The sequence below is a fragment of the Sphingobacterium psychroaquaticum genome (genome assembly GCF_900177625.1).
Taxonomy (GTDB): Bacteria; Bacteroidota; Bacteroidia; order Sphingobacteriales; family Sphingobacteriaceae; genus Sphingobacterium; species Sphingobacterium psychroaquaticum.
Window position 1 is genome coordinate 52,920 of sequence record NZ_FXAU01000001.1, and the last position, 12,360, is coordinate 65,279.

At 42.7% G+C, this 12,360-nt stretch carries 13 protein-coding genes; 12 read left to right on the forward strand and 1 reads right to left on the reverse strand.

Translation table 11 applies throughout. From position 1 onward, the window contains the following. Positions 1 to 24: 24 nt before the first annotated feature. The 5 genes from B9Y69_RS00210 (at position 25) to B9Y69_RS00230 (ending at position 4,428) form a co-directional block, all read left to right on the forward strand. Positions 25 to 1,287 (forward strand): right-handed parallel beta-helix repeat-containing protein, encoded by a 1,263-nt coding sequence (locus B9Y69_RS00210; protein WP_085471079.1) that lies wholly within the window; start codon positions 25 to 27, stop codon positions 1,285 to 1,287. A gap of 35 nt (positions 1,288 to 1,322) precedes the next feature. After that, positions 1,323 to 2,423 (forward strand): phytase, encoded by a 1,101-nt coding sequence (locus B9Y69_RS00215; RefSeq protein WP_085471080.1) that lies wholly within the window; start codon positions 1,323 to 1,325, stop codon positions 2,421 to 2,423. A 195-nt stretch (positions 2,424 to 2,618) separates the two neighbouring features. Further along, entirely contained in the window at positions 2,619 to 2,906 is a 288-nt protein-coding gene (locus B9Y69_RS00220) for a hypothetical protein (protein WP_085471081.1), read from the forward strand. Positions 2,907 to 2,908: 2 nt separating this feature from the next. Continuing rightward, positions 2,909 to 3,286: a hypothetical protein gene (locus B9Y69_RS00225; RefSeq protein ID WP_085471082.1), complete on the forward strand. Its 378-nt coding sequence runs from the start codon at positions 2,909 to 2,911 to the stop codon at positions 3,284 to 3,286. Further along, positions 3,286 to 4,428, forward strand: a complete 1,143-nt coding sequence (locus B9Y69_RS00230; protein ID WP_085471083.1) for a glutathionylspermidine synthase family protein — start codon at positions 3,286 to 3,288, stop codon at positions 4,426 to 4,428. Before B9Y69_RS00225 ends, B9Y69_RS00230 begins: the two co-directional genes overlap by 1 nt. Positions 4,429 to 4,433: 5 nt before the next feature. Here B9Y69_RS00230 and glsA read toward each other — a convergent pair whose 3' ends face one another. Next, the gene (gene glsA / locus B9Y69_RS00235; RefSeq protein WP_085471084.1) at positions 4,434 to 5,438 is read right to left on the reverse strand and encodes a glutaminase A; all 1,005 of its coding nucleotides are present in this window, start codon (positions 5,436 to 5,438) and stop codon (positions 4,434 to 4,436) included. Positions 5,439 to 5,537: 99 nt separating this feature from the next. Here glsA and B9Y69_RS00240 point away from each other — a divergent pair, with 99 nt between their 5' ends. The 7 genes from B9Y69_RS00240 (at position 5,538) to B9Y69_RS00270 (ending at position 12,228) form a co-directional block, all read left to right on the forward strand. After that, on the forward strand, positions 5,538 to 6,572 hold the full coding sequence (locus B9Y69_RS00240; protein ID WP_085471085.1) for an endonuclease/exonuclease/phosphatase family protein: 1,035 nt from the start codon (positions 5,538 to 5,540) through the stop codon (positions 6,570 to 6,572). A 45-nt stretch (positions 6,573 to 6,617) separates the two neighbouring features. Next, positions 6,618 to 7,028 (forward strand): NUDIX hydrolase, encoded by a 411-nt coding sequence (locus B9Y69_RS00245; protein ID WP_085471086.1) that lies wholly within the window; start codon positions 6,618 to 6,620, stop codon positions 7,026 to 7,028. A 113-nt stretch (positions 7,029 to 7,141) separates the two neighbouring features. Next, entirely contained in the window at positions 7,142 to 7,354 is a 213-nt protein-coding gene (locus B9Y69_RS00250; protein ID WP_085471087.1) for a hypothetical protein, read from the forward strand. A 140-nt stretch (positions 7,355 to 7,494) separates the two neighbouring features. Beyond that, a complete protein-coding gene (locus B9Y69_RS00255) occupies positions 7,495 to 8,814 on the forward strand; it encodes a TolC family protein (protein ID WP_085471088.1) in 1,320 nt (439 codons plus the stop codon). Next, positions 8,814 to 9,869 carry an HlyD family secretion protein gene (locus B9Y69_RS00260; protein WP_085471089.1) on the forward strand — a complete coding sequence of 352 codons (1,056 nt, stop codon included), beginning with the start codon at positions 8,814 to 8,816 and terminating at the stop codon, positions 9,867 to 9,869. The genes B9Y69_RS00255 and B9Y69_RS00260 overlap by 1 nt, the downstream gene beginning before the upstream one ends. A 4-nt stretch (positions 9,870 to 9,873) precedes the next feature. Next, positions 9,874 to 11,451 carry an efflux MFS transporter permease gene (locus B9Y69_RS00265; RefSeq protein ID WP_134433512.1) on the forward strand — a complete coding sequence of 526 codons (1,578 nt, stop codon included), beginning with the start codon at positions 9,874 to 9,876 and terminating at the stop codon, positions 11,449 to 11,451. A gap of 198 nt (positions 11,452 to 11,649) precedes the next feature. Beyond that, positions 11,650 to 12,228, forward strand: a complete 579-nt coding sequence (locus tag B9Y69_RS00270; RefSeq protein ID WP_085471091.1) for an RNA polymerase sigma factor — start codon at positions 11,650 to 11,652, stop codon at positions 12,226 to 12,228. The last annotated feature ends 132 nt before the right edge of the window (positions 12,229 to 12,360 follow it).

Here is a 12,360-nt window from a genome sequence, read left to right on the forward strand (position 1 = left end):
GCATAAATGATAAAGAGAAAAAAGATGAAAAAATATATCAAACTAGCGGCTATTTTCACTGTGATCCTCGGTTTTTCCAGCTGCGAAAAAGCAAATATCGATGTAGACACCCGTCCCTTAGATGGATCTGCCACGGGAGAGGTTTCGGGCGTATGGGCCAAAGGAAGTACGCAGGTTGTCAAAGGAGATATTGTGATTCCAGAAGGACAATCCCTCACGATCGAGGAAGGGGTAACTATTGTGATGGACACTGTAGCAAAGCCCGAAATCATTGTAAAGGGCAATCTATACGCTTTTGGTACCGCTGAAAACCCGATAAAGTTTACAGTGTCTGAGCCGTATCGAACGGAAGCGAATAAATTCGGTAAACTTTGGGGAGGCATCCTAGCCGCGCCATCGTGTAAGGAGTTGGTATTAGACTATACCATTTTGGAATATGGTGGCAGTACGACTTCTGACGCCTCTACTTCCGTGAAAATGGGACTTTACAAGAATAAACCAGGTGAAAATCTACCTGCTATTTGGTTCTCGAATGTGAGCGGCAAGCTAATCGTGCAGCATACTATTTTCCGCCATTTCCAGGAAGATTGTACCTATATCGATGGTGGAAAGATTATTTTCTCGAACAACGAATTCTATACCAACGGTGTTACAGGAGGGGATGCGATGAATTTCAAGTCTGGTTCCCTCGCCGATATCGCATATAATGTCGTTTATAGCATGAACTCCAATGCGTTAAAGCTATCTAACACCGGAGACCGCACGCCGCAAGCGTATATTATTGCGTATAACAATACGATGGTAAATACGGGTTGGAGACGCCCGACAGCTAAGGGAGGCTCCGTTTGGGTCGAAGCCACCGTGCGTGCCGATCTGTATAACAACTTGTTTGCGAATACGCGTTTTGGTATTAAGCGCGACCCGAAGAAACCGGAAGATGCACGTTCGGTATATAGCAACAATTGGTATTACGGTTTTGACCAAACGACAGTGGACCAATTTCAACCAGGAAAGAATGATGTGGTGGGCGGAAAGAATGATGTCATCAGTACTAAAGCAGGGGATAATGATCCCAAGTTTGTTAATTATCCGCTGAATACCCCCATGAATTTACCAGATTATAATAAAGGATGGGATTTTCATCTACAAGGAAATTCACCGGCCTTAACAAAAGGAACCACAAATTTTAAACGTCACTTTAAGGAAGGTTTGGTTCTCGAAAATGGAACACGTTACAGCTCTCCAGAACCTGCATTGTATGTTGGTGCATATGGCGTGAAGTTATAATATAATAGAGACAAAAAAGAACACAAAATAAAACGATGAACAAATTACAAAAGTTAAATTTGGCTGTGCTCGCCCTAACGCTGATGAGCCAGTCTGCTTGTCGGCAGCCTGCACAACAACAGGCGCAGACGAAGGTGGGGGATAGCACGGAGGTAGAGGTGCAACCAGCAATTATTACGGAACCTGTACAGTTTGATTCGGATGATCCTGCGATATGGATCAATAAAGCAGATCCATCAAAGAGCTTGGTACTCGGGACGGATAAGGATGAAAATGGAGCACTTTATGTTTTTGATCTACAGGGTAAGATCGTGCACGATAAAGTGGTGCGTAACCTCAAGCGTCCCAATAATGTAGATCTCGCTTATGGGTTGATGTTGAACGGTAAACCAACGGATATTGCGATTACTACGGAACGCTTTACGCACAAACTACGTATCTTTTCTTTGCCTGATATGAAACCGGTGGATAACGGAGGGATCCCCGTATTTGAAGGGGAAACAGGACAGGATTACCGGGACCTGATGGGCGTTGCAATATATACCGCGCCGATGGGTAAGATGTATGCTATCGTGGGACGCAAGAATGGTCCTAAGGATGGATATCTGTGGCAATATGCGTTGGAGGATAATGGCAAAGGACAGGTAAAAGCGACTTTAGTACGTAAATTTGGTGAATATTCGGGCAAGAAGGAGATCGAAGCAATTGCGGTGGATAACGAGCTGGGTTATATTTATTATTCGGATGAGCAGACGGGGGTTCGTCAGTATCATGCGGATCCGGAAAAAGGGAATAAGCAATTGGCTCTTTTCGCAACAACAGGTTTTGCCGAAGATCATGAAGGCATATCGATCTATAAACTGACAGATAGCACGGGGTATATTTTGGTTTCAGATCAAGGAGCGAATCGTTTTCAGGTGTTTAGTCGGGAAGGCACAAAAGAGGAGCCATATGCACATAAACTGTTGAAAACGGTTCCTGTAGCGGCCCGTCAAAGTGACGGCTCGGATGTCGTTAATGTGTCGCTTAATGATACGTTTAAAAAAGGGTTGTTCGTAGCGATGAGCGATGATAAGACTTTTCATTTCTACCGCTGGGAAGATATCGCAGGTAAAGAGTTGCAGGTGAAGAAATAGACTTTTAATTTAAATATATAGGTTTCCTGTACATCAGTGGAACAGCGGTGTGGTAACTTGATCGGCATATAGACATCATTTGTTTATAGTAAGATAAGGTTGCCACATTGTTTTTTGTAGCGCGATCTCTAGCGGATGTGTATTTTCTCATTCCGTTGAAGGGAATTAATTCAAAAAATCGTATAATTACAGGAAATGAAATACACATTAGCCTTTTTTGCATTGACTTTCTTGTTGAGCTGCGCCCGCGAGAAAGAACAAAAACTAGAATCCCTGGATAAAAAATCTGCCCGAGAAGTTACCTTAACCACCGTAGAAAAGGGCGATTCGGTACTACATATTACCAAGCAGAATATATGGTATAATGGCGAACGACTAGCTGAAAAAGCAGATACTATCATTACCGAAGCAAAGCCGAAGACTTGGAATGCGGCGGATACAAATTCTTTACGTAAAGTACCAATCTTTGTAACCGTCCAGTAACCATGAGAAAGAAAGCTTCAAAAAATATACAGTTGGTCTTGATTACGTCGGTATTGGCCTCGTGTGGACAGCCTGCACAACAAGCTAAAGACACGGATAAGCAACGAGTTTTTATGCGAGCAGACTCTACTGCCGCTTATACCGAGGTGACGGACAATTACAATAATTCATCAAACCGATCCGGTGGATCTGGTGGGATGGGAACATCGCTACTTTGGTTTATGGCCTTTCGCCATATGGGAGGTGTGCTAGGCTACGCCAACAACAGCATTCATCCCAGCTCTGTTTCAGGGACGAATGCCCGGAAAGCGGATGCCTATAAGGCGCAACGCGGAGGTTTTGGAAATACCGCTAATAGCAACTCTTCAGTAGGCGCTTAATGAAGATTAATACATTACGTATCGACCCTAACTGGCAAAACCGGTTAGAAGAAATCGGCTTTGGCTATCATACACTCGGTGGTGTACCGTTTTGGGTGGATGATCGCTATTACGAAATTACCAGTCGCGAAGCGGATCTCATCTATAAAGCAACAGCAGAATTGTGGGATATGTGCCTTCAAGCTGTGGAATATGTCATTAAAAACAAGCAGTATGCATCGTTTCATATTCCAGCCTATATGTACCACCATATCGAAAACTCCTGGGAAAATGATGATCCTTCGATATATGGGCGCTTCGACTTCGCTTATGATGTGGAACGAGGGGAGCTGAAAATGTTAGAATTTAATGCGGATACCCCGACTTCGCTTTTTGAGACAGGAATCGTTCAGTGGTATTGGAAAAAGCATTATTTTTCAGAGGGGACAGATCAGTTTAACAGCATCCATGAGCAACTGATTGCCAGTTGGACACAGCTGAAGCCTTACCTCAAAGGCGAAATTTTGCACTTTGCATGCGTAAAGGAGTCGCTTGAAGACCTGACAAACCTTGAATACTTACGGGATACGGCGATACAGGCAGGGTTGGCGACCAAGCTGATCTATGTAGACGATATTGGTTGGAATGGACATTCTTTCCTGGACCTGGAAGGAGAGCCCATTCAATCGGTTTTTAAATTATATCCTTGGGAGTGGATGGTGCGTGAAGATTTTGGTGTACATATCGTTAACGATGCTTTACGCGCGCAGTGGATTGAACCATCGTGGAAAATGTTGCTATCTAATAAAGCGATCCTTCCTATTCTTTGGGAGCTATTTCCAAACCATCCTCATTTGTTGGCAGCATACTTTGAGGAACCTGATTTCCTTAAACATTTTGTGAAAAAACCAATCTTATCACGAGAAGGTGCAAATGTAGAAATGTACTATGATAAGCAGATGATCTATGCAACGGAAGGTGAGTATGGGGAAGAAGGGTACATTTATCAGGAACTAGCTACCTTGCATCGGGAAGATTCGGGCTTTTCTATTATCGGAAGCTGGCTGATCGGTCAGGAACCTTGTGGGATTTCCTTTCGTGAATCTGATATGCCGATCACAACAGACAAAAGCCGGTTTATTCCGCATATCATAAAATATTAGGGGTGTTAAAACACCCCTAAATTATACTGTTTTGCAAGATCGAGGATCATGCGATACCCGACTACGGAGTTACCATGACTATCTAGGGGCGCACTAAAAACACCAATTCCTCCTTGCTGCGGAACGCTTACCACAATACCACCCCCGACACCTGATTTACTTGGCAAACCTACCGTCCGTGCGTATTCACCACTAAATTCATACATGCCAGCAATCAACATTTGTGATTGGATCAGTTTTGACATTTCTGCATCCTTGTATCGTTTGTCTCCATCAAAACGAATGCATTGGTGTGCAAAGAAATAACCGATCTTAGCCAGATCTTCGGCAGTTAGCTCGATGGAGCATTGACGAAAGTAATTATCCAATTGCTCTTCGCCTCCCGATATCAATCCGACATTCTTCATGATATGGAACATCCCACGGTTGCGGTGTCCGGTTTCTTTTTCAGACTCGTACACAATCCTGCTATAATCTAAGGTCGGGTTGTTCGTGATGTATCGAACCATGTCTAATATCTTGTCAAAAGGAAGTTGTCCGCTACCTGAGATGAGTGATGTCGTCAGGATAGCGCCAGCATTCATCATCGGATTCAATGGTTTACCCATCGTTTCCAGGTTAGCGAAATGATTGAACGGTTTGTCGGTACCATAGTACCCCATCTTTTCGAATACCGTTTTTTCACCGTTTTCCATGACGGCTAACATCAAAGCGATCGTTTTAGAGATGCTCTGCATGGTGAATTTTTTGTTGATGTCCCCGACGCTATGGATCTTGCCTTTCTCATCGACCACCGCCAAAGCCAAAGCTTTTGGATCCATCTTTCCCAATTCTGGAATATAATCTGCGACCTTACCGCTTTCGTAGTAGCTTCGATTCTTCTCCATAATCGTTGTCAGGTCACGTGTTGAGATTTCTTTGAACGACTTGGATTGCTGCGCATAAAGCGAGCCCCCAACTAAAAGGAAGGCTGCTATCATGGTGCTTTTTGAGCGATATACTTTGTTCATCTTGTATGACTGCATATGTTAGGATGCGAAGTAAATATTTAATACAGGGATTACTCGTATTTTTCTTTAATTTACTCCTTCTATTTTTATACTTGAACAATGATACGAATTATAGGTCTATTTTTAGTGTTTCTTGGCGGCTTGGTGAGTACCGCCCAGGCTAGAACAACACTAAAAGTTCTACAGATCAATATATGGCAAGAAGGAACAGTTGTTCCCGGTGGATTCTCCGCGATAGTGGATGAAATTATCGCGAAAAAGCCAGACGCTGTTTTATTCAGTGAGGTGCGCAATTATGAAGGAACTGATTTTATCCAACGAATCCGGGCAGAACTGAAATCTCGTGGGGTAAGCTATTATAGTGAATCAAGTGAGGCGGCCTTGGATGTCGGCTTTATTTCGATTTATCCCATTATCCAACAGGAATCGCTTTATACAAAGGAAAATAAAGTGGGCAATGTATTAAAGAGTAAGATTGAGGTCGGTGGACGCACCTTTGCTTTTTATTCGTTGCACCTTGATTACACCAATTATGCCTGTTACCTTCCGCGAGGATACGATGGCGTGACCTGGAAAAAGATGGAACAGCCCATAACGGATGCTTTTGCGATCAGTACGGCCAACAGAAAAGGGAAGCGCGATGAGGCGATCCGTGACGTTATTACAGATATCAATAAAGAAGATCAATCGCAGTCTTTTATTGTGGGAGGCGATTTTAATGAACCTTCACATTTGGATTGGACAGATAAGACCAAACATCTTTTCGATCATGGTGGTGCAGTTGTGCCGTGGGATTGCTCCGTACTTTTACAGGAAGCCGGCTTTTCGGATAGCTTCCGCGTAAAGTATCCCAATCCTGTGAGTCATCCGGGCTTTACTTTTCCTTCCTTCAATAAGGATGTTCCGTTAAATAAATTGACGTGGGCGCCGACCGCTGATGAGCGCGACCGGATTGATTATGTGTATTTTAAAAGTAAAAAACCTATGAAAGTCGCTGAGGTTCGGATCGTAGGGCCGGTGGAAACAGTGAAGAACGGCCAATTACAAGACCGGGATAGCCGCGATAAATTTTTAGTACCTGAGAATGTGTGGCCAACGGATCATAAAGCATTACTGGTTACTTTTGTGTTTTAGCGGTAGAAATAAGAAATAGATTTTCAATTAAAAAATAGGTTTTCGATGGAGAAGAGACTACTTCTTACTGCGGGATTAATTGTTGTGCAGGATCATAAGCTACTTTTGGCATACAGTAAGAATAAAAAAGCTTGGTATCTGCCTGGTGGAAAGATTGATGCGGGGGAGGATTCGGTAACATCCTTACAGCGAGAGATACAAGAAGAACTAAATATTCAGTTGGACATTGATCGGATAACGTTCTACTGTCATATTACAGCGCCCGCCTATGGCGAAGCGTCCCATATTATTATGGAGCAAGATTGCTTTATGTATGAGATGACCGAGGATATTCAACCCAGCAATGAAATCGAAGCGGTGAAATTCTTTGATCTCGCTACTTATCAGCTGGAAGAAGCGCAAGTGGTCGGCGTTATAGCCGTGTTTGAAAAGCTAGCTGCTGATAGCCTCTTGTAAGGATAGGTTTCGCTGTTTTCTACATACATGTGATTTGAGTTTTTCGTCTAGTTTTGTTATCTTATGAAATGAGATACAATGATTTATCAATTTTCAATATACTATGCAAAACTATGAATGATGAAGATGCACGCTTAGTGGTTACTTATATACAAGATACTATCGAAGTAGAAACCTTAAAGACAGTAGAACGCAAAATCGAAAATTTAGCTTCGAAAGTAGACCTGGCAAATACCAAAGCTGAAATTATTAAATGGATGTTTATTTTCTGGGTCGTCCAGTTTGGCGCCATGTTCGGAATTTTCTATTTTTTTCTCGGTAAATAGACTTCCCCCTTCCTTCCTTTTCTGCCTTGTGGCCAATTCTAATAAAATGGCGGTAAATAATTATAAATTGGCCATTCTGAAAAAACTTTTCTCTTTCCAACTCTCTAGCTTTGCAGCGCAAAAAATTAAAAACATAAACAGTGAGTTTTTATACACCCTATTGGGTCAAGCGAATAGCCATAGCAAGTGCGTTTTTATGTACGGCTACCACCACTCTTGCGATCGATTCCCTTCGCATTTCCCTCGATGATATTCTTGCAAAATCCTTGATAAACAGTACATACGTCGAGGAAGCACACCTACAGCTCAAAGAAAAGAAAATACAGGTCGCCCAAAGAAAGATGGAACTACTTCCCGAAGTATCCGTCCGCGCATCAGCTAGTTATGCGACCAATATGCCGGTCTATGATCACGGGCTTTTTAATAAACCATCGCAACACGAGGTAATCCATTACCTGTATGATAGCGGTGCTGATTTTTACCTTAATCTCTACAACGGCCATCGCGATCGTATGAATATCCAATCCGCTAAATTGGAACAAGAAATGGCCACGATAGATTGGAAAGCTTCGCAGGCAAAAATTAAGATGGACGTATGTAATCTCTACCTCGATCTATTGCGATGCTATCTGCATCGGCAGCTTATTGTAACCGATATCCACGATCAAAAAGAACAGCTCAAAGAAGTGAAAGACCGCTACACTGCAGGCGTGGTACTCCACAGCGACGTCCTGCGGATTGAGTTGGAGCTCTCTAAACGGGAGCTGCTCCTCATACAGATTGGAAACGATATCCAAGCCGCCAATCGGCAACTACAGTTGATCACGGGCATAGAAGAAGAGATTGTTCCCATCGCTCGACCCCTGGATAAAATACGGGTCGATTATGATGAAACGATAAAAGCAGCCAAAGAACAGGCTTTCATCATGCAAAAGTCAGAGCAAGAAGTACAACTAAAAAAGCTCGCAGTAAAACAGGCCAAAGCAAACTACCTCCCCAAAGTGGGTCTCACCGGTACCTTCACCTTTGCAAATCCCCAAGTATTCTTATACCCGTATAATGACAGCTGGTATAACCTGGGCATCGTTGGTTTAAAACTCAATATCCCTGTATCCGCCATCTACTTAAATAGAAATGTGGTAAGGGCGGCGCAGGTCATCTACGACAAAGAGGAGGTAAAGCACCACCATGAAGCCGAAATACTGGAAAATAAACTTTTGCAGGCCTACCTGGACTATAAGTTGGCCAAAGAAGAACAAACGGTACGCTTAAAAAACGTAGATCTCGCCAAAGAGAATGCACGCATCATAAAAAATCGGTATTTCAAATCCGCTGCTCTCGTGACCGACCTGTTGGATGCCGACATGCAATATCTGCAAACCTTGTTTGAGGTCGAGTCTTCGCGTATAGCCGTACAAAAACACTACTATTTTATTGAATTTCTAAAAGGTACCATTTAATGAAATCTAAATCTGAAAAGAGCACAACAGACCAACGGGTAACTTTGGTCACGACCATCTTGGCGGCAATCATCTTGTTGGCCTTATTGGTATGGGGCGGAAAAATATTATGGTTGCGGCTGAAGTATACCTATACCAATGATGCGCAGGTAAGTCAGTACATCAATCCGGTAATTGCGCGCGTCGGGGGGTATGTTGTGGATGTTCACTATAAAGACCACGAAGCGGTAAAACGGGGGGATACCTTGCTGATTATCGATAATAAAGAGTATAAGTATGAAGCAGCGCAAGCATCCGCCTCGATTCGAAAAGAAGAAGCTGAAATAAATGTCTTATCCAGTCAAAAGCAGATCCTGCAAGAAGAACATGAATCCTTGTTAAAATCAATATCGGCCAGTGAAGCCAATGTCAAGAAGCAGCAACTCGAATATGATCGTTACAAATACCTGTACAATGAGAAATCGGCTACCGCACAACAGCTCGAAGAGGTGGAAGCGAAGCTTGAAGTGTATAAAAGTGAGTTGGCCACATTGAATCATAAGCTGGAAGCATCGGCTGAGCGGGTGCAGGATGTGGATGTTCAAAAGCGTGTTATTGGCGCCGAAAGAAATCGGCTGACAGCCGCCGCAGGACGGAAGCATCTCGATGTGGGGTATACGATTATTCGGGCACCCTACGATGGGTTTATGGGCAAGCGAACTATCGAGGCCGGACAGATGGTTAATGCTGGCGAAGTTTTGGGTTTCATCGTGAATACGGAAACGCCCGTTTGGGTAACGGCCAACTTTAAAGAAACACAATTACGCTATCTCGCAGTAGGCGATACCGTCGAAGTCGTTGCTGATGCATACCCCGATGAAATATTTCAGGGAAAGATTATCTCGATTTCTCCGGCTACGGGCGCTTCTTTTTCGTTGCTTCCACCCGACAACTCAACGGGTAACTTTGTGAAGATTGTGCAGCGGGTACCCGTACGGATCGAGTTAGCGCATACCGTAGCCGTACATAAGTTGCGCTCCGGTATGAATGTGAATGTTTCGGTTCCTAAACAGTAAGTTCGTGAAAGGCATATTTAAAAGTTGGGTGCCCGAATGGCTCATTAAACTGATTCTCTTCAGCGGACTCATGCCCAGTATGGTCTTGTTTTTCCTGCCGGGTGCCAATATCCCGGTTACCGCTGGCTTTTATGGATGCCAACCTTCTGATGTACAGTTTTTGATTGTCCTCTTTTATGCCGGTTTTGTTGGCTTTTACGTCTTGGAAAGACGGTTCTTCCAATATTTTCCTGTGAAGCAGTACTACATTATTTTCAATGTGCTACAAATCCTGAATTGCTTGTTTATGTATCATATTCGAGATATAGAATGGATATATGGCTTGCGCTTTTTTCAGGGTATGTTATTTGCATCCGCGGTTAACCTGTCTATTTCGATGATATTTTCACGCCTGAAAACAGAACAGGCAAAGGAGGGAAGTTATGCGGTCTTTTTTGGTCTTCTTCTCTGTAGTTCGCCGTTCAATACCTTTGTGACCGCCGACTTTATCGATTCCTTCAATTTTGATGAGATATATCTCTACGCCGCGATTTCTTTTGTTCCTGGACTGCTGTTGATCCTGGTTACTATGAAATCTTTACGGCACATCAAACCCTATCCCTTGTATGCCCTGGACTGGCCGAGCTTTGTGCTGTACAGCCTCCTTATTGTGAGCTTCGGGTACATGATGGTTTATGGGCAGGAGGTCTATTGGTTTGCGGATAATCACATGCTTGTTGCACTGCTTTGCTGCATCACGCTGCTTGTTGTTTTTATCGTCCGACAAACAGGATTAAAACGAACCTATATCCATTTACACATTTTCAAAAGCCGAAAGTTTCTGTTGGGTTTATTGGTTTTATATGTGATGTACATCGAACGTTTTTCCCTCACCATAGCCAATCAATATTTTCAGCAACTGCTGCAACTTGATCCTATTCATCTTTCCTATATACAGTGGTTTAATATCTTCGGAATCGTACTCGGCGTTGTCTTTTCTATGTACTGGATCTTAGCAAAAAAAGCCGTGAAATGGATGTGGATTATGGGGTTCTGTTGTTTGCTCACCTTTCATCAGATTATGTTTTTTTCTTTCGAAAGTGACGGTAATGATTATTACTTCTTTTTGCCTTTAGTGATACATGGACTTGGTGTCGGATTAATTATGGTGCCGACGATATTATTTGTGATCTCCAGCGTACCTCCACATCTGGGTGGGGCAGCAGCGGCCGTTTGTTTGGCAATTCGATATTTAGGCTTTACAACGAGTATCGGAACACAAAATTTTTTCAAGCTATTTGAATCGGCTCGACATCAAGAAGCATTTGGAGAACAGCTGCAGCGCAGTAACCCTATTTTTAAAGAATACCTGCAGCAGAGCGCAACTACTTTAGTAGATAAAGGATTGCAGTTTAAGGAAAAAGCTGCAGCGATGAAACTCGTCGCGTTACGCGTCAGAAATGAATCTTTCGTGCGCTATGCGATGGATTATTATGAACTGATGTCCATCATCAGTATCTGTCTTTTGGTGCTTATCCTATTTTCACCGTCCATCAAGAACATGTACAAAAAACTAAAGGATAATTTGGTGTCACCCGCCTAGCGGACCGATCAAAGGTACGACGATTGTCACTCGATGAAATAAGCTGAATGCGTGGGCTTACGCATTAAATTAATGTGAAGTTTTTCAGGTCATCTTGGTAAAGTAGAAACTCTTTTCTAATTTAGGTCTTCAAAATCGAAAACAATTCATAAGCTGGTTCTACGCTTGCGGTGTGAATTGACCGAGTTATGAAGCTGTATGTCCGAATCAATACTTGTAGAAAATTTAAGGAAAGGTAGCCAAGAAGGGTTTGTGGCGGTCTATCATTATTTTTATAAGCCATTGAATTTCTTTGTTTTACGTTATTTAAAAAATGCAGAACAAGCAGAGGAAATATTAGCGGATGTGTTTATGAAAGTGTGGACACGACGTACAGATTTTGAATCAGCGGAAAGCCTTCGTGCCTTTTTATATATAGCGGCCAAGCACGCCAGTTTAAATGCTATTCGTGACCAAAAGAAAGATTTTTTGTCTATTCCTGTTACAGAAATCCAAGAACTTTTGAGCGAAGACAGTGATGTATTCACGAAGATGGTACATGTCGAACTCATCCAAGCGATCTTTATGGAAGCAGAGCGGCTCCCGGAACGACAGAAAGAGGTATTTAAAATGACGTATCAGGAAGATAAAACGGTCGATGAGATAGCGGAAGCTTTGGCGATCAGCCCAGATGCGGTGTATACCAATCGTTCCAGAGCTGTAAGTACTTTACGTCACCTCCTGAAAGCTAAGAATGCCCTGCTATTTACGGCCTTTTTATACCTCCTCCAAAGATAGTTTCCTCGTTGATTTTCTTCTCTTTTTAATTTTATTTAACTGTTTATTAGTGTTTTATATTTAATTGTATTTTTTCTTGTAAGATTTGGGAAAGATTGGTGTTTCTATTATCAAAATTAACTACGCCAATTC